Source organism: Mesobacillus sp. AQ2 (assembly GCF_030122805.1).
Classification (GTDB): Bacteria; Bacillota; Bacilli; order Bacillales; family Cytobacillaceae; genus Mesobacillus; species Mesobacillus oceanisediminis_A.
In genome coordinates, this window is sequence record NZ_CP126080.1 from 4,692,643 (window position 1) to 4,710,319 (window position 17,677).

The 17,677-nt window shown below is 45.6% G+C and carries 16 protein-coding genes; 13 read left to right on the forward strand and 3 right to left on the reverse strand.

Annotated elements, in window-relative coordinates:
* Positions 1-18: 18 nt before the first annotated feature.
* On the reverse strand, positions 19-879 hold the full coding sequence (locus tag QNH36_RS23415; protein ID WP_283904384.1) for a Cof-type HAD-IIB family hydrolase: 861 nt from the start codon (positions 877-879) through the stop codon (positions 19-21).
* Positions 880-1,285: 406 nt separating this feature from the next.
* Between QNH36_RS23415 and QNH36_RS23420 the strand changes: the two genes are divergently transcribed.
* The 6 genes from QNH36_RS23420 to QNH36_RS23445 all read left to right on the forward strand — a co-directional run bounded on the left by QNH36_RS23420 (position 1,286) and on the right by QNH36_RS23445 (position 9,149).
* Positions 1,286-2,590 (forward strand): ABC transporter substrate-binding protein, encoded by a 1,305-nt coding sequence (locus tag QNH36_RS23420; RefSeq protein WP_283904385.1) that lies wholly within the window; start codon positions 1,286-1,288, stop codon positions 2,588-2,590.
* Between the two features lie 206 nt (positions 2,591-2,796).
* Positions 2,797-3,657: a carbohydrate ABC transporter permease gene (locus QNH36_RS23425; RefSeq protein WP_144479281.1), complete on the forward strand. Its 861-nt coding sequence runs from the start codon at positions 2,797-2,799 to the stop codon at positions 3,655-3,657.
* Positions 3,657-4,478, forward strand: a complete 822-nt coding sequence (locus QNH36_RS23430) for a carbohydrate ABC transporter permease (RefSeq protein WP_144479283.1) — start codon at positions 3,657-3,659, stop codon at positions 4,476-4,478. Before QNH36_RS23425 ends, QNH36_RS23430 begins: the two co-directional genes overlap by 1 nt.
* 24 nt (positions 4,479-4,502) lie before the next feature.
* The gene (locus QNH36_RS23435) at positions 4,503-5,528 is read left to right on the forward strand and encodes a LacI family DNA-binding transcriptional regulator (RefSeq protein ID WP_283904386.1); all 1,026 of its coding nucleotides are present in this window, start codon (positions 4,503-4,505) and stop codon (positions 5,526-5,528) included.
* Positions 5,529-5,794: 266 nt separating this feature from the next.
* Positions 5,795-7,453, forward strand: a complete 1,659-nt coding sequence (locus QNH36_RS23440) for a glycoside hydrolase family 13 protein (RefSeq protein ID WP_283904387.1) — start codon at positions 5,795-5,797, stop codon at positions 7,451-7,453.
* Positions 7,454-7,787: 334 nt separating this feature from the next.
* On the forward strand, positions 7,788-9,149 hold the full coding sequence (locus tag QNH36_RS23445; protein ID WP_283904388.1) for a YjiH family protein: 1,362 nt from the start codon (positions 7,788-7,790) through the stop codon (positions 9,147-9,149).
* A gap of 212 nt (positions 9,150-9,361) precedes the next feature.
* Here the strand turns inward: QNH36_RS23445 and QNH36_RS23450 are convergent, their stop codons facing one another.
* Entirely contained in the window at positions 9,362-9,790 is a 429-nt protein-coding gene (locus tag QNH36_RS23450) for a collagen-like protein (RefSeq protein ID WP_251542804.1), read from the reverse strand.
* A 152-nt stretch (positions 9,791-9,942) separates the two neighbouring features.
* Positions 9,943-11,040, reverse strand: coding sequence for a PRK06851 family protein (locus QNH36_RS23455; protein WP_283904389.1), 1,098 nt, complete (start codon positions 11,038-11,040; stop codon positions 9,943-9,945).
* 274 nt (positions 11,041-11,314) lie between these two features.
* Between QNH36_RS23455 and QNH36_RS23460 the strand changes: the two genes are divergently transcribed.
* The 7 genes from QNH36_RS23460 (at position 11,315) to QNH36_RS23490 (ending at position 17,674) form a co-directional block, all read left to right on the forward strand.
* Positions 11,315-11,761 (forward strand): cytochrome C, encoded by a 447-nt coding sequence (locus tag QNH36_RS23460; protein WP_144479293.1) that lies wholly within the window; start codon positions 11,315-11,317, stop codon positions 11,759-11,761.
* 21 nt (positions 11,762-11,782) lie between these two features.
* The gene (gene nosZ / locus QNH36_RS23465) at positions 11,783-13,657 is read left to right on the forward strand and encodes a Sec-dependent nitrous-oxide reductase (protein WP_283904390.1); all 1,875 of its coding nucleotides are present in this window, start codon (positions 11,783-11,785) and stop codon (positions 13,655-13,657) included.
* A gap of 322 nt (positions 13,658-13,979) precedes the next feature.
* Positions 13,980-14,543, forward strand: coding sequence for a hypothetical protein (locus tag QNH36_RS23470; RefSeq protein WP_144479297.1), 564 nt, complete (start codon positions 13,980-13,982; stop codon positions 14,541-14,543).
* Positions 14,540-15,853, forward strand: coding sequence for a nitrous oxide reductase family maturation protein NosD (nosD, locus tag QNH36_RS23475; RefSeq protein ID WP_144479299.1), 1,314 nt, complete (start codon positions 14,540-14,542; stop codon positions 15,851-15,853). Before QNH36_RS23470 ends, nosD begins: the two co-directional genes overlap by 4 nt.
* Positions 15,850-16,647 (forward strand): ABC transporter permease, encoded by a 798-nt coding sequence (locus QNH36_RS23480; RefSeq protein ID WP_283904391.1) that lies wholly within the window; start codon positions 15,850-15,852, stop codon positions 16,645-16,647. Before nosD ends, QNH36_RS23480 begins: the two co-directional genes overlap by 4 nt.
* The gene (locus tag QNH36_RS23485) at positions 16,644-17,315 is read left to right on the forward strand and encodes an ABC transporter ATP-binding protein (protein WP_283904392.1); all 672 of its coding nucleotides are present in this window, start codon (positions 16,644-16,646) and stop codon (positions 17,313-17,315) included. The genes QNH36_RS23480 and QNH36_RS23485 overlap by 4 nt, the downstream gene beginning before the upstream one ends.
* The gene (locus tag QNH36_RS23490) at positions 17,312-17,674 is read left to right on the forward strand and encodes a FixH family protein (RefSeq protein WP_251542489.1); all 363 of its coding nucleotides are present in this window, start codon (positions 17,312-17,314) and stop codon (positions 17,672-17,674) included. Before QNH36_RS23485 ends, QNH36_RS23490 begins: the two co-directional genes overlap by 4 nt.
* The last annotated feature ends 3 nt before the right edge of the window (positions 17,675-17,677 follow it).

Below are 17,677 nucleotides of genomic sequence, written 5' to 3' on the forward strand. Positions count from 1 at the left end.
CACCAGTCCTTTCTTAAATCAGTCTTCCAACACCTTCATAATCGCCTTTCCTACACCGCTCTCTTCATTCGTCAATGTCACTTCGCCGCATATGACTTTTATTTCTTCAGCTGCATTGCCCATTGCGACCGGTTTCCCGACTTTTTCAAGCATCGACACATCATTGAAATTATCTCCGAGGGCCATCGTTTCTTCGAGGCTTATCCCTCTTGATTGAACGAATTTTTCAAGAGCGATGCCTTTTTGGGCGTCAAGGCTTGTGATTTCGATATTCTCCCGTCCGGATGAACTTACTGCTAATCCGGCAATTTCCTTCAAACCAGACCTGGCAGCACCAAGCTTGGCATCATCGAGAGAAAAAGCCAGAAGTTTGTATATTTCGTATTGGTCATCCTCGAATAACTGGTCATATTGATCAATCTTTGTAATTAGTCCTTTATGCATCCTTTCCTCAGCCGCAGCGGCAATCTGTTCGATTGGCACTTCTGGATTGGCTGTTGAAAAAATATCGGCGATGATCGAGACCGCTTTATCTTCATCTTCCGTGAATGTTCCTTTGTTTGTATACACCTCGAAATAGACACCGTTTTCCACAAGACGCAGTGCAGCCTGACGGGCCTTTGCCTTTTCCAGTGGATTCGAGGCAACAACCTCGCCTGCTTCCGAACGGACCTCGGCACCATTCACACAGATCATCGGCAGCTTAAGTCCTGCTTCCTCCACCACGAATCTTGCCTCCTGGTAAGAGCGCCCGGTCGCGACAACTACTTCGACCCCCTGCTCCTTCGCTTTTAAAATCGCTTCGCGGTTTTCAGGCGTAATCTCCTGGGTTGCCGTCAATAATGTTCCATCCATATCAGTTGCTATGCACTTAATCATGTCTTCACCTTCTGCTATTATTTTTCAGTATTATCATCCATGATAGACCTTCAAACCCACCACAAGCAAATAATACGTGTATATACATCATGCTATGCTTTGATCTCCAACTATCTAACTTTTTGGCAAACTTAAATTCTCTGAAACTTTCATATTGTCATCGGAAAAATCATATGCTATTATGTAGCCACAAGCTGCAATCGTTTGCATACAAGGGCAGCACTCTTCTATTTTTGCCAAAAAGTCCAATAACGCTAGTGTTTGCAGACTTTTTACCCTTTTATGTAAGCGTTTTTAAGGTGTTGTATATTATCAATATCTTCCTAGAATCTATGCAAAATATGCAAACGCTTTCGGAACGCAGGTATTGCACGCAAAAAACAAAATATTTGGGGGTATCTCAGCAATGAAAGCAAAAAAGCTATTTCCAGCAGTTCTTTCTCTTGGGCTTTTAGTTGGCGGCGGACTGGCAGGATGTTCATCAGATGATGACGCGAAAAAATCAGGAGATGGCGGCGGCGACCAGGTTACCGTTGACATTTTCCAATTCAAGGTTGAATTCAAGGATCAGTTCGAAGACATTGCAAAGGCTTATGAAGAAGCTAATAAAGATGTTGACATCAACATCACTACTGTCGGCGGCGGGGAAGATTACGGTGCAGCACTTAAATCCAAGTTCGCTTCTGGCAATGAACCTACCATCTACAACGTTGGCGGACCACAGGACGTTGCAGACTGGGAAGATAAGCTGGCAGACCTTTCTGACACAGATGCTGCTAAAGCAGCTCTTAGCGGAACTCTTGAAGGCGTAACAAAAGACGACAAAGTACTTGGACTTCCATACAACCAGGAAGGCTATGGCTTCATCTATAACAAAGGCATTTTTGAAAAAGCTGGTATCGATCCAAAGAGCATCACTAGCTACAAAGCTTTAGAAGATGCAGTAAAGACTTTAGACAGCAAGAAGAAAGACCTTGGTCTTACATCTGTATTCGCTCTACCTGCAAAAGAAACTTGGGTAACAGGACTTCACCTTTCAAACGTCTTCCTGGCACCTGAATTTGACCAGAACGTAATCAACGCATTCAATGCGAAGGAAGTCACTTTCAAGCATGGTGATGCGTTCAAGAAGATTCTTGACCTGCAAAACAAATATTCTGACCAGCCTACTGTAAGCCTTGACTATGCTAAACAAGTTGAAGAATTATTCTCTACTGGCAAAGCAGCGATCATTCAGCAAGGTAACTGGGTATCTGGTTCAATCGCTGGAATCGACGAAGAGCTTGCTAACAGCGGCGTAGGAATCCTTCCTATTCCAGTTGAAGGCTACAAAGAAGATTCAATCCCGGTTGGCGTGCCAATGTATTGGGCTGTAAACAGCAACAAGGATGACAAAGAAGTCGCAGCAGCTAAGGAATTCTTAGACTGGCTATATACTTCTGAAGAAGGAAAAACTGCTGTAATCGAAGATTTCAAATTCATTCCAGCATATGAAGGATACGACGCTGGCAAGATCTCTGACCCTCTTGCAAAAGAAATCTATGAATACTCTTCAGCTGGCAAGACTTTGGCTTGGACATTCATGGGTTACCCAACTGGCTGGGGACAAGAAAAGCTTGGTGTCAACATCCAGAAGTATGTAAGCGGTGAAATGAGCTGGGATGAACTAGTAAAAGAGTCTTCCAAAGCTTGGGCAGACGCTCGTAAATAATAGCTTTTCATCAGAGAAGGAAACAGAACGGCCGCGGCTGTTTTGTTTCCTATCTTTTTTCTGGGAGGCTATCGCTCCGCCGCTGATTTTTGCGGAATTATGAAAAAGCCCTGCTGCTGGTTTTTTCATAATTCTTCTGCAGCGCTATTGGAGCATCATTTATTTAAATTAGATTATTACACCATTAAGAATAGGAGGATTTACAGATGCGCAACCGGAATCTTTGGTACTGGCTTTTCCTTGCTCCAGCTTTGCTTGCCCTGGCTGTGGTGGTTCTTCTGCCGCTGGCTTACGGCGTTTATTACTCATTTACAGACTGGAATGGGATTAAGACCCCATCTTTTGTAGGTCTAGAACATTATAAAGCACTATTTGCTGAAGAAGAATTCAGGGATGCCCTGTGGTTCACTACAAAATTCACTGTTGTTTCTGTGTTCCTGATCAACTTTTTTGGCCTTTCCCTGGCTTTGCTGGTTACACAGAAATTCAGGACGAACAATATCCTGAGAACGATTTTCTTCATGCCGAACCTGATCGGCGGATTGATCCTTGGATTCATCTGGCAGTTCATTTTCACAAAGGTTTTCGCCAGCATTGGTGAATTGATCGGGGTGGAAGGTCTCCAGGGCTGGCTGTCGACTGAAACGACCGGCTTCTGGGCAATGGCAATTTTAATGAGCTGGCAAATGGCCGGTTACATCATGGTCATCTATATCTCATTCCTGGAAGGCGTGCCGCAGGAATTGCTTGAAGCAGCTGAAATTGACGGTGCGAACAGCTTCCAGCGCTTTTACCATGTCACGTTCCCGCTGGTCATGCCGGCTTTCACGGTCAGCTTGTTCCTGACACTGTCTAACTCTTTCAAGCTTTATGATCAGAACTTATCACTTACTGGTGGAGGTCCTTACAACTCCACCCAGATGGTCGCAATGGAAATTTTCAAGACCGCGTTCGTCGAAAACGCCATGGCTTTCGCACAGGCAAAAGCAGTCATCTTCTTCCTGATCGTCGCGGCCATTTCGTTGACACAGGTGTATATCAATAAGAAACGGGAGGTCGAGATGTAATGAAAAAGAAGAAGCAAAGCCGAATCATTCTTGAAATTCTCGGCATCATTCTTGCGCTGATCTGGCTTTCCCCGTTTTATTTGATGATCGTCAACTCGTTTAAGACGAAACGGGAAATGTTCGAGGACACTTTGAAGCTTCCGGATGTTTTTTCATTCGAAAACTATACGATTGCGTTTGAGCGGCTTGATTTTATCAAAACATTTTTCAACTCTGTGCTGATTACTGTGCTAGCAGTTGCAGTGATCATCATTTTCTCCTCGATGGCTGCTTATGCCCTATCAAGACGAGGCGGAAAAACGAGCGGAATCATCTTCATGCTGTTCGTTGCGGCAATGCTGATTCCTTTCCAATCGGTCATGATCCCGCTCGTATCCATTTTCGGAAAGCTCGAAATGCTGAACAGAGCCGGCCTGGTTTTCATGTATCTTGGTTTTGGCGCGAGCCTGTCCATTTTCCTTTATCATGGAACATTGAGCGGGATTTCAAAGTCGCTTGATGAAGCGGCGACAATCGACGGAGCGAACCGGTTCCAGATTTTCTGGTACATCATTTTCCCGATGTTAAAGCCTGTTTCCGTTACTGTGGCAATTTTAAACATCATCTGGATCTGGAACGACTACCTGCTTCCTTCTCTTGTCATCAACCAGCAGGGAATGGAAACAATACCGCTAAAGATGTTCTTCTTCTTTGGGGAATATACAAAGCAATGGCATCTGGCGCTCGCAGGATTGACGATCGCGATCATCCCGGTCATCATCATCTACTTCTTCCTGCAAAAACAAATCATTAAGGGAGTTTCAGAAGGTTCGGTAAAATAATCGATACTATAGGAGAGACGACCAATGGCAGTCACAATCAAAGATGTAGCCAGGGCAGCCGGTGTGTCACCTTCCACCGTTTCCCGGGTAATTGGGGACCATCCTCATATCAATGACGAAACGAAGAAACGTGTGCGAAAGGTGATGGATGAAAAGGGGTATCATCCTAATTACCAGGCACGCAGTCTCGTGGGAAAAAGTACAGAAACGATCGGGATCGTCATGCCAAATTCGGCTACCCAGGCATTGCAAAATCCTTTTTTCCCTGAAGTCATCAGGGGAATAAGCATGAAAGCCCATGAACACCAATTTGGGGTATATTTAACAACCGGCATCACCGATGAAGAAATTTATCAGCAGGTCGTTTCGATGGTACAGGGCCGCAGGGTTGACGGTATCATCCTCCTCTACTCGAAGACCGACGATAAGATCATGAAATATCTGCTGAATCAAAAATTCCCTTTTACCGTCATCGGCCGTCCGAGCAAGAATGCCGAGCGGATTACGTATGTCGATAATGATAATATCTATATCACCAGGCAAGTGACAGACTATCTGATCAGCCTTGGCCACAGAAGGATCGCGTTTATCGGGGTCAATACTGAATATGTTTTCACGATTGACCGGCTTGAAGGCTTCAAACAGGCTCTTGAGGAAGCGAACATTCCTTTTGAAAAGGAATATATCATTCATGAACAATGCTTGAAATCCGAGGGGAAAGAAGGCATTCAGTCGTTCCTTTCCTCTCATGAGCCCCCTACTGCCCTGGTAGTAGCGGATGATTTTACAGCAATCGAACTGATGAGTTATTCAGAGGAATTGAATATATTGGTTCCGGATGATATCTCGATTGTCAGCTTCAATGACGTACCGCTGGCAGAGCATATGAAACCGCAGCTGACTTCAGTCAATATCGACATTTTCCAGCTGGGATTCGAAGCGGCCAACTGTTTAATCGAGCTTATCAAGAATCCGGACGCTTTGCCGAAAAGGGTCACAATCCCGGCAAAAATGATTGAGCGAAAATCTTGCAGTGAAATTAATAAGTAAGTTACTGGCAGCGCAAAATGATTAAAATGAAAGGCTGTTTTCGTAAAGATTGTTGTTAAAATCCTAAAGCCGATTTTAACGTGATAATAGCCATTTTGTATGTCGGTACTAAGTTTGCAAGCTCTTTTCTCAGCATAAGCGTTAATTGTGTGAATAATCTTAGGTAATTCAATCCTATTATTTAGGCAATAGCAACAAAGTTTGAGAAAAGAGCCTTATGAAATGACAGGTTACATCAGGATTAAACAATGAAATGAGGGTTCACATTGAAACATACATGGTGGAAAGAGGCTGTTGCCTATCAGGTATATCCAAGGAGCTTCATGGATTCCAACGGTGACGGCATCGGCGATTTGCAAGGAATGATTTCAAAGCTTGATTACTTAAAGGATTTAGGGATCGATGTCATCTGGATTTGCCCGATGTACAAGTCCCCTAATGACGATAACGGTTATGATATCAGCGATTATCAGGATATCATGGATGAGTTCGGAACGATGGAGGACTTTGACCAACTGCTTGCTGAGACGCACAAGCGCGGCATGAAGCTGATCATTGACCTTGTCATCAACCATACGAGCGATGAGCATCAATGGTTTATCGAATCCCGTGAATCCAAGGAAAGCCCTAAGCGCGACTGGTATATCTGGCGCGATGGCAAGGACGGCGCTGAGCCTAACAACTGGGAGAGCATTTTTGGCGGATCTGCCTGGGAGTATGATGAGACGACAGATCAGTACTTCCTGCATATCTTCTCCCGCAAACAGCCGGACCTGAACTGGGAAAACAAAGAGGTCCGCACGGCATTGTACGACATGATCAACTGGTGGCTTGATAAGGGAATTGATGGTTTCCGTGTTGATGCGATCAGCCATATCAAAAAGGAAGAAGGCCTGAAGGATATGCCAAACCCTGAAGGACTGCAGTATGTGTCTTCCTTTGACAAGCATATGAATGTCAATGGAATCCAGACTTTCCTTGAGGAGCTGAAACAGGAGACCTTTTCAAAATACGACATCATGACAGTCGGCGAAGCAAATGGTGTCAGCATCGAGGAAGCGGATCTCTGGGTCGGCGAGGAACAGGGCAAGTTCAATATGGTCTTCCAGTTTGAACACCTTGACCTGTGGGACTCTGAAAAGAAAGCACTGGATCTGGCAAAATTGAAGAATACTTTTACCCGCTGGCAAAAAGGCCTTGAAGGCCACGGCTGGAATGCATTATTCATTGAAAACCATGATAAGGCGCGGATTGTTTCGACCTGGGGAGATGACAAGGAGTATTGGCGCGAAAGTGCGACAGCGCTTGCGTCAATGTATTTCCTGATGCAGGGTACACCATTCATCTATCAGGGACAGGAAATTGGCATGACGAATGTCCAGTTCCCTTCCATCGATGACTATGATGATGTTGCCATCAAAAACCTGTACAAAATCCGCCGTGAAAACGGAGTCTCTCATGAAGAAATCATGGATTTCATTTGGGCAACAAGCCGTGACAACTCAAGGACACCTATGCAATGGTCCGATGCTGAAAATGCCGGGTTCACGACAGGAAATCCATGGCTGGGCATGAACCCGAATTACACCGGCATCAATGTCGAAGCACAACTAAAGGACCCAGATTCCATCCTTCATTTTTACAAAAAAATGATCCAGATGAAAAAGGCCCATGAAGTGTTCACTTACGGCATATATGATTTGGTTGTGGAAGACCATGACCAACTCTATGCATATACGCGAACATTGGGCGACAAGCAGGCAATTGTGATTTCAAACCTTTCTGGTGAACCGGCAAGCTTTGAATTTGGTGGATTCCCGCTTGAGACAAGCAAGCTTTTGCTTAACAATTATGAAGTGGAAGAGCATGGACATGCGACAGAGTTAACATTAAAGCCTTATGAAACAAGGGTTTATATTAAATAATCATAAAGGGAGTGCCTTAATAGAGGCACTCCCTTTGCTTATACCATTAAACATGTTTGATAAGTAACCTCTTCCCCATCCTGTTTTTTGTTCCAAGAGTACATTCATTCGTCGAAAACAAGGTTTTAGTCCTGTTAGAAATCCTGCTTTTATTGATGGATTCCTTTTGTAAATAATGAATTTGACTAAAAAGGTGTCTGTTTACAGTTTAGCTTGCTAGCTTTAGGAGAATATAACACAGGAAGGAATTGGACTGAGAAAAGGGTTGGCAAATCAGGGGCAATGAATTAAAATGTTTTTTGGCTTATAAATATGTATTAAGGGTGAATGAATTTTGGAAAAACCATTGCGTAAAACAAGATCAACAGGGGATTTATTAGCGTTCCTCATCCCCTCTTTAATAGGAATATTCTTTTTCATGATACCAATCTCCTATAAAGGAGAAATTACGATTCCCATCGCGGTATTGTCAGGCTGGGTCCAGGAATTGCTTGGCGGCACACTGCCAGCGATCATGACTGTCATCATTGTGTTGACATTAATCGGTACACTTTTAATAAAAACCATCCGGCCGGAAATCCTGAATCGCAATCATTTTCTTAAAGCATTATTCGATGTTCCGATGGTCTGGTTTGTTGCGCGTATCTTAGGCGCCACTTTTGCGATTATGACCTTATTCAAATTAGGTCCAGAAGCCGTTTGGTCGCCGAACACAGGCGGACTGCTGCTCAATGACCTTTTGCCAATCCTGTTCGCTGTCTTCCTGTTTGCGGGCTTGTTCCTTCCATTGCTCTTGAACTTCGGTTTGCTTGAGTTATTTGGAACATTGCTGACAAAAGTGATGCGCCCGATTTTTAAATTGCCTGGCCGCTCTTCGATTGACTGTCTGACATCATGGCTGGGCGATGGTACAATCGGTGTCCTGCTGACAAGCAAGCAGTATGAAGAGGGCTACTATACAAAAAGAGAAGCCGCTGTCATCGGTACGACCTTCTCGGTTGTTTCGATCACTTTCAGCCTGGTTGTCATTTCCCAGGTTGACCTGGCCCGCATGTTTGTCCCGTTTTATCTTACGGTGACAGGTGCTGGCGTCGTGGCTGCGATCCTGCTCCCGAGAATCCCGCCTCTTTCAAGGAAGCAGGATACGTATTTCGTGGAGCAGAACAATGACTACTCTGAGGAAAACATCCCGGAAGGCTATACACCATTCTCCTGGGGGATGGCCCAGGCTGTCGAAAAAGCAGGCAGCAATAAAAGCCTCAAGGATTTCCTCCTTGCCGGTGTCCGCAATATCCTTGATATGTGGATGGGCGTTGCCCCAATCGTCATGGCGCTTGGAACCCTGGCATTGATCGTCGCTGAATACACACCAGTATTCCAATGGCTAGGAATGCCGTTCATTCCGCTGCTTGAACTTATGCAGGTTCCTGAAGCGAAGGCTGCATCCGAAACACTGGTCGTCGGCTTTGCAGACATGTTCCTTCCTTCCGTTATCGGTGCCGATATAGCAAGCCCGATGACAAGGTTCATTGTTGCGGCTGTTTCCGTAACCCAGCTGATCTACATGTCAGAGGTCGGCGGATTATTGCTAGGATCAAAAATTCCCGTTTCATTCTGGGAACTATTCATCATCTTCCTGCAGCGTACAATTGTGACACTGCCAATCATCGTACTGGTTGCGCATATGCTCTTTTAAGTAATTTTGGCAAACAACGATCCATCTAGAAGATGTAAATCAATATAAACCGGTTGGCACAGTGCCAGCCGGTTTTTTCATCGTAAAGCAATTCCGCGAAAATCGCACTGAATTCCGCGAAAACAAAACCAAATTCCGCGAACTGAAAAAAACCCGTGATTTTTCCCAGTTAAAAAAGAGAAGCAAAACGCTTCTCTTCTCAATTCCTCTTATTAACACTGGAATGACCGAATCTGTCTCAGGTCTATGCCGAAGTAAACCCATCCGCGGCGGCGGCTCCATCTCCAGCCGGCAACTGAATTGCGGCCCAGGAAGACTGGATAGAACCAGAAGCTTCTGCCATCAATCAGCCAGATGTAAGTGAAACGGAACATGCATCTCCGGATTCCTCCCGGGTCGACCGCAAAGGCAGTCGCCTGTTCTTGCGGTACAAAGGCTGGCGGCGGTGACGATGGCGGGCCTCCTGCCTGGCCTCCGCCTGGTGAACCGCCGGGACCTCCCGGGAATCCTCCTGCACCGCCCGGAAACCCGCCAGGGCCTCCTGGGAATCCTCCTGGACTGCCCGGAAACCCACCAGGGCCTCCCGGGAATCCTCCTGGGCTGCCTGGAAATCCTCCAGGAAACCCGCCAACTGTCCTCATATCCACATTCTGGTCGTACTCATTTTCATAGCAATCATAATCATTTTCAAATTGTTGATTAGGTCCGTATGGGTAGAAGTTGTTGTTATCCAAACTCATATCCCCTCTCTTGATGTATTCCATGTAATCTATGCGAATCGCCCAGTTTGGTGCTAGATGGCACCAAGTTTTTCAAATTCTTTTTTGATCTTGCCGGTGAGTTCATCTACCTTTGCAAAGTCCATGGCTTCGATATAGATGGCCTCCAATTGGTCGCGCAGTTCTTTTGCATTTGCCAGTGAGGCGATTGCTTCATTCATTTTATCTTTGTACCTTCCGCCGACATCCTTGATTTCTGCGGCATACCTCTCGTCAGTTCCCGGTGTGATCAGCTCATCGTACATATCGATAATTTCATCGGTTTCTCTTTCAGGAAAATACTCATGTGGTGCGGTACTGTCAAAAATCGCAAAATCAAGCTCGCGGACAATCACCATATCAATGCTGTGGGGATCAAATCCGCAGTGGTAAACTTCTACATCATATCCTCGAGACTGCGCTTCCGCTGCCAACTTTTTCAGCATCGTCGACTTTCCAGAGCCTGGACGTCCTTTAATGAAGTATCTTTTCCCGACGGTCTCTGTCAGGTTCGGAACAAAATCAACTGCTCCAGCTGGTGTTGCGGCACCGAGAAACCGGTCATACACTCGCCCATTTCCTGTTTCTGACCTGCTGTCGCCAAAGAAGCTCTCGATCAATCTGTTTGTCAGGCCATTCGCTTTTTCAAAATCCATATTTTCTATATAGATTTTTTCCCATTCATCATGAATTCTCAGCGCTTCAGCAAAAAGGCTGTATGCTGTGTTGAATGCTCCGCTGATTTTTTCAGTCAGCTCCGTGATTGTCTCCTTATGCTCCTGCAGCTTCCCGGAATTCCATGCTTCCCCAAGATTGATATACTCCTCTACCGCCCCCGGAGCCTTAGGCTCGATGACATGCGGGGCTGTGCCGTCCACAATTCCCGCGTTCAATTCAGGAATCAGTACACCATCAATCGATTTATTATCAGAGGAGCAATGCAGAAATTGAATATCATATCCTTTTTCCTGCCATTCATTACCGATCTTTTTCATGAGAGATGACTTCCCTGTTCCAGGACCGCCCTTTAATATGAACAACCGTGACAAGCCCTGCAAGCTTGAATCATACAAGCTGTAAAAACCGCGGGCAGTGTTGCCTCCGGCGAAAAAGTTGAGGATTCTTCCTGCCATTTAATCGCACTCCCTCCAGCCGTTGACCATAACGGCAAGTTTTTGCTTCCCCATTACTATATGCAGGGCTTAAGCGCTGGGTGAATGCCCAACTGCAAATGTAATTTTGTCTATTTTTAAACTTTATTTCCCGGGCAAGTGATGTTCTTCACATCCCCTCATAGCGCTTTCACAAATCATTCACAATAAACACAAATTTGTGTGCCGTACATCACACTGACGTTTTTTTGAAAAAGTTAGGATGTAATTGTAAATCAATCTAGGGGGGAAGAAAGTGAACAAACCAGTCATTCATTTCATCTTAAGTGCTGTACTCGGACTCGGTATTGGTTATATAGCCTACGACGTCATCCCGCAAGGCAATGGGCAGGAAAAAGAAGTCACGGCTGTCGATCAGTCACCAAAGGCTAAGGAACCCGCCAAGGAAGAAAAGAAGTCAACTGAGACTTCTACAGCTTCTGCTGGTGATGAAAGCATCCTGCAATCAAAAGGCTGCCTTGGCTGCCACTCTGTCGAAGCATTGAACCTTAAAGGCGGAGCAACCGGACCGGACCTGTCCCAGGCATTCAATAATGTCGAAGGAAAGCATGGCAAACCTGTCAATGAATTTTTGAAAGAGCCTACCTCCGCAGTCATGTCAGGCGTCATCGGCGGCAACCCGCTGACAGATGAAGAAATCAATCAAGTCGTAGAAATTTTGAAGGAAGCTTCTGAAAAATAAACCAAAGGTGGTGCAGTGTTAATGAAAAAATGGGTTCCCGCAGCTTCAGGGCTGCTCGCCGGTTTTATGGCGGCAACAGTATTTTTCGCTGATTTTTCACCAGGACCTAAAGGAACGGCAAGCAGTGATAACAACTCAAAGAAGTCAAATGCTGAAAAAGTGTATGTACCGTATGGCGAGCTGGATGAGTATTACATGCTTTCATCAGGAGGACATTCTGGCCAGCTATTTGTATACGGACTGCCTTCCATGAGGAAAATTCGCACCGTGCCTGTATTCTCGCCAGATCCGGCCACAGGTTATGGTTTTGACAAAGACTCGAAAGAAATGCTGGGCAAATATACTTGGGGGGATTTCCACCACCCAGCAATTTCTGAGACAAACGCTGAATATGACGGCAAATTCTTGTTTGCGAATGATGTAGCCAATAACCGGATCGCCGCAGTCGACTTAAGTGTATTCCATACCGCCGATATCATGGAAATGCCGAATATGGGCGGACCGCACGCCGGTACGTTCGTCACCCAGAATACGGAATACATTGTGATGCCTACCCGCTTCTCGGTACCGATTGGAAAAGAATATGCTCCTCTTGATGAATTCGAGGAGAAATATAAAGGCGTTGTATCCATGGTCACTTTTGACCAGAAAAAGAAGAACCTTGACCTTGCTTACCAGATCATGCTTCCGCCATGGTCCTATGACCTGTCTGACGCCGGCAAAAAGATGTCTGGCGACTGGATTGTCATGACGACTTACAACACAGAATTCGCGACAACCAATAACGAAATCAACGCATCCCAGAATGACCGTGACTATATTGTTTTATTGAACTGGAAAGAGCTTGAGAAAAAAGTAGCAGCAGGAGAGTATGAGGAAGTCAACGGTGCGAAGATGATTGACCCGCGCAAGCACAAAGGATCCATTTACGCTGTACCTGTCGCAAAATCACCGCACGGCGTTGACGTCACTCCAGATGGAACACGCTTCATCGCGTCCGGAAAACTGGCTCCTTTGATGACAGTGTTCTCTTTTGAAAAAGCATTCGAAGCCATCAAGTCTGGCAATTTTGAAACAGAGAAGTTCGGAATTCCTGTCCTGCCATACGACAAGGTAGTTGAACGTGAAGTCGATCCTCCGGGAGCATTGGGGCCGCTTCACACTCAATTTGACGACAGAGGCAATGCATACAATACGATGTTCATTTCATCTGAGATCGTTAAATGGAAAATCGATACTGGTGAAATTTTAGACCGTACACCTGTCCACTATTCACCAGGACACTCAACAGCAACGGAGGGTGACACAGCCTCTCCTGATGGCAAATGGATCGTATCCTTGAATAAAATTGCGAAGGACAATTTCCTGTCTGTCGGACCTTCACACCCTGAATCAATGGAATTGATCGATATCTCCGGCGACAAGATGTCACTGACTTATACAGCTCCGGTCGATCCTGAACCGCATTATGCGCAGACGATCCACCGTGACAAGATCAAGACGCTGAAGATTTATGAAAAGGATGTAAACCGCGAAAACTCAGTTTGGAAACAGGAAGATACACGGATCGAACGCAAGGGCAACGAAGTCCATGTTTACGGAATCGCGATGCGTTCCAAGTTCGTCTTCGATGCAAAAGCGAAGCGCCCGGATGAAATCAAGGTCAACCAGGGAGACAAAGTCGTCATCCACCTGACGAACATCGACCTTGACCAGGATATCACCCACGGCTTCGGCATCATGGACCATGACCTGAACTATGAAGTACAGCCAGGCCAGACGAGCACCATCGAATTTACAGCTGACAAAGCCGGTACATTCCCAATTTATTGCACAAACTTCTGTTCAGCGCTTCACCAGGAAATGAGCGGCTACCTGCTTGTTGAACCGAAGTAACAGCTGGAATTGAAGGCGGAAAAGGGTATTGAGTATTCGCCGATACCCTTTCTCCCTTTTTAAAAAGGCTCTTTTCTAAAACTTTGCTGCTATTACTGCAAAATTGCAGTGATGACCTAGGTAACTTCGCTAAATGGACGATTTGGATGAGAAAAGAGCTTTCAAACTAGATACCGACCAGCAATATGCCTGATCATACGTTAAAATCGGCTTTAGGATTTTAACAACAATCATTACGAAAACAGCCTTTAATAAAGATTGTAAATCGAGAAATGACCAGCCTGATCGAGGCAATGCGCATTTCTTTTAGGAGATGATTCAGATGGCAAAGAAAATATCTGCCGGTTCTATGGCTAGTCTTATCGGGGCTGCAGCATTCCTATTTGCCTCTATCAAGTTCCCCTGGTGGGGGATGAAATTTTTCGCACCGCAATATCCTGAAGGTCTTGATATTGTCGTTTATCCAAGCAAGCTTGACGGCGACATCGATATCGTCAACGGCCTGAACCATTATATCGGCATGTCTCCCTTCAGCAATGAAAGCTTTCCTGAGCTTCAATACCTGCCCAGCCTGATCATCGGGATGGCAATTCTTTTCATCATCATTGCTTTAGTCAGAAGGAAAAGCCTGCTTTATTTTCCGATTGGACTGCTGGCTGTTGGTGGTGCTCTTGGCATCTATGACATGCACCGCTGGCTGACGAAGTTCGGAACTGAGCTTGATCCGAAAGCACCGATTGAACTTGATCCATTCGTACCGCCGATCATTGGAGAAAACATCCTTGCTAATTTTGTGACCCACAGCTATTTCACAACAGGTTCCTTCCTGCTCGGGGCAGCCTTCATCCTTACACTTCTGCCGTTCTGGCTGGAGCGCCGAAGATGAACAGGCTACTGATCCTTTTTGTTGGGATAGGCGTCTGGATTTTATCCACCCTGCCTGTCTCGGCAGATGCCTCCCTGCAGCAGCTGATTGATGAAACTCCAATTAACGGCGAATTGATTTTAGAGAACAAGCAATACGATGGCAATGTTGAGATTAAGAAACCAATCACAATCATTGGAAAAAAAGGCACGACGATCCGGGGCGACGGGAAAGGAAATGTCGTCCTGATCAAAGCTTCGAATGTTACGTTGAAAAACTTAAAGATTGAACACGGCAGCCTAAACAGGAGCTCCGACGAGGAATATTCGGGGATCCGCACGATGGGAGAGCATAACCAGTTTATTAATCTAGTTATCCACGATGTTTACCATGGACTCTATATTAATAGTTCAAAGTACACTCTCGTCAAAAATATCAAAGTCACTGGCCAGGGAACAGGCAAGCTTGGCAGCCAGGGAAACGGCATCCAGCTTGTACGCACATCCAACAATATTATTGAAGACTCTACGATTTCCAATACACGCGACGGCATTTATGTCGAATACGCCGATAAAAATGAAATCCGCAATAATTTTGTAAGTGAAACAAGGTACGGACTGCACTATATGTACTCTAATGACAATGTTTTTTATAAAAACCGCTTCAATAAGAATACCGGCGGCGCGGCCATCATGCATTCGCAGAACATCTTATTGAAGGAGAACCAGTTTTCTTTCAACCAGGGATCCCGTTCATTCGGGCTCATCATCCAGACGAGCACAAGCAATACCGTCCTGGACAATGAATTTTACCTGAACCAGCGCGGCATTTACCTGGAGCAATCCACGCAGAACAAGATTGAGGGAAACAAGTTTTTCCACAATGACATCGGCGTGGAATTATGGACGACTTCGACATCCCAGGTATTCACGAAAAATCATTTCAAGCAAAATGTCGCCAATGTCCTGACGATTGGCGCGGAATCATATAACCAATGGAATCAAAACGGGGCGGGCAACTACTGGGGCACAGAGCTATCTGTCCTCGACCTGGACCAGAACCAGGTCGGTGACTCCCCTGTTGAATATAAATCATCACTTTACAAACTGGTAGAAGAAAATGAGCTGGCCTACTTGTTTTTAAAAAGTCCGGCAATCACAATCTATGAAAAAATCAATGAAGTTTTAAGCACCCAGAAAGTCATGGTCGTGGATGAATTCCCGCTGATTGAAGTGAAGCAGGAATCTGGACCGTGGGGCCTGCTGGTGATTCCGGCATTCGCTATTTTCGGGTGGATATTTACCAAGAAGAGAAGGAGGCGTTCATCATGAACTACATTTGGAAGGAATGGCTTGAACAGTCACGCGGGAAAGGCCTTTGGCTCGGTCTGGCCATGGTCATGCTCTCTTCCATCTTCCTGTTGATGGAAGCACGCTCCTATCCAGCAGAACTCGGATTTGACGCTTTTCTTCTCTCGCTTTATGACATGAACATATACCTGGTGCCGATTTTCGCGCTGTTCATTTCGTCCTTTTCGATTTTCCAGGAAAAAGAGCTGAAGACATCGATGATCCTGCTGACAAAAAAGGAATCGAACCTGAGCCTGATGCTGAAAAAAAGCATCGCGATCCAGACCGTCGTCGTTGGCGTGTTTGTTGGCTGGTACTTCGTGCTTGCCATCGTGATGAAAATGTTCCTGCAATTTGAGATTTCCAGCTTCCTCTATTTTATCGTGACGGTCGTCGTGTTATTGCTGATTTTCAACCAACTTGGCCTCTTTTTGGGCAATATCACAAACACGAAGATGCAGCTGATCGGAGCAACGATTTTTACCTGGTTCCTGTTCGTGTTCCTGATTGACCTGGCTTTCATCCAGTATGTCCCGTCCGTTTCCTATGAAAATGTCAAACTGTTCTCGTGGCTCTACTTCCTGGACCCGCTGCACACATTGCGCTTTTACCTGGAAACATCACTCGGCCTGTTCTCGCTGAACAATATGTCACGCCTGATGGAAAAAATGATCTGGATGGCGCCATCGAAGTTTCTGTTGATTGACCTGGCCTTCTGGATGGTCGCCTTCTTCGGCCTTGCCATCCTGTTCCGCAGCAAGGGGGAAAAATCATGATTGAAATCAAGAATCTCTCACAATCCTATAAAAATAAACAAGTCTTGAAAGATATTAACCTTACAGTCGAGAAAAATGAATATTGTGCCCTTGTCGGGCGGAACGGTGCCGGGAAATCCACTTTGATCCGATCGATTCTCGGTTTACAGCCGGTAAAAAAAGGCTTGATAACGCTTGGAGGATTTCCAAATTCAAAAGGAGATTGGAAGAAAATCGTTTCCTATCTCCCGGAAAAGTTCCACCTGTATCCTCACCTGACTGGTGAAGAAAATATGAGGTTTTTCGCATCGCTTGGAACCGGTGAGGTCAATGAAAAGAAAATCGAAGAGAAGCTGAAGCTTGTGTCCTTGTGGGAGGACCGCCATAACCAGATAAAGGGCTACTCCAAGGGGATGCTCCAGCGCCTCGGGCTGTGCGTCATGCTCTATTACGATACAGAGGTGCTGATCCTCGATGAACCGACGAGCGGACTCGATCCTCTTGGGCGTGAGGAAATCCTGCAAATTTTGAAATCCTTGTCCGGGAAAACAATTTTCATGGCCTCCCACCATATGGATGAAATCAAGCAAATCTGTACACATGTCGCCTTTTTGGAAAATGGCGAAATGACGAAATACACCGTTGATGAATTCCTGGATGAACATTTAAAAGGAGCGGATTCGAAATGAAAAAATTGATCGCAGGCTTCATGCTGCTGATGTTGGTTCTGGCCGGCTGCGGATCAGGGTCGGATTTTGAAGTCAGTTTAAAGCAAGCCCCTAAATATAAAGCTGGTGAAAGTTCTCCTGTCGTGATTGAGATTTTACAGAATGGCGAGCCCGCTTCCGGTCTCGAATTCACTGCCTATCTTGAAATGGCGAAAATGGACCATGGCACACTCGAGCTAAGTTTCGAGGATAAGGGAAATGGGATCTATGAATCCAGCGTCGAACTGCCGATGGCCGGAGAATGGATCGCCAATATCGAAGGCGAAGCCGATGGTTCAGGTTTTGAACATGTGATTACATTCGAAGCGGAAAAGGAATGATCG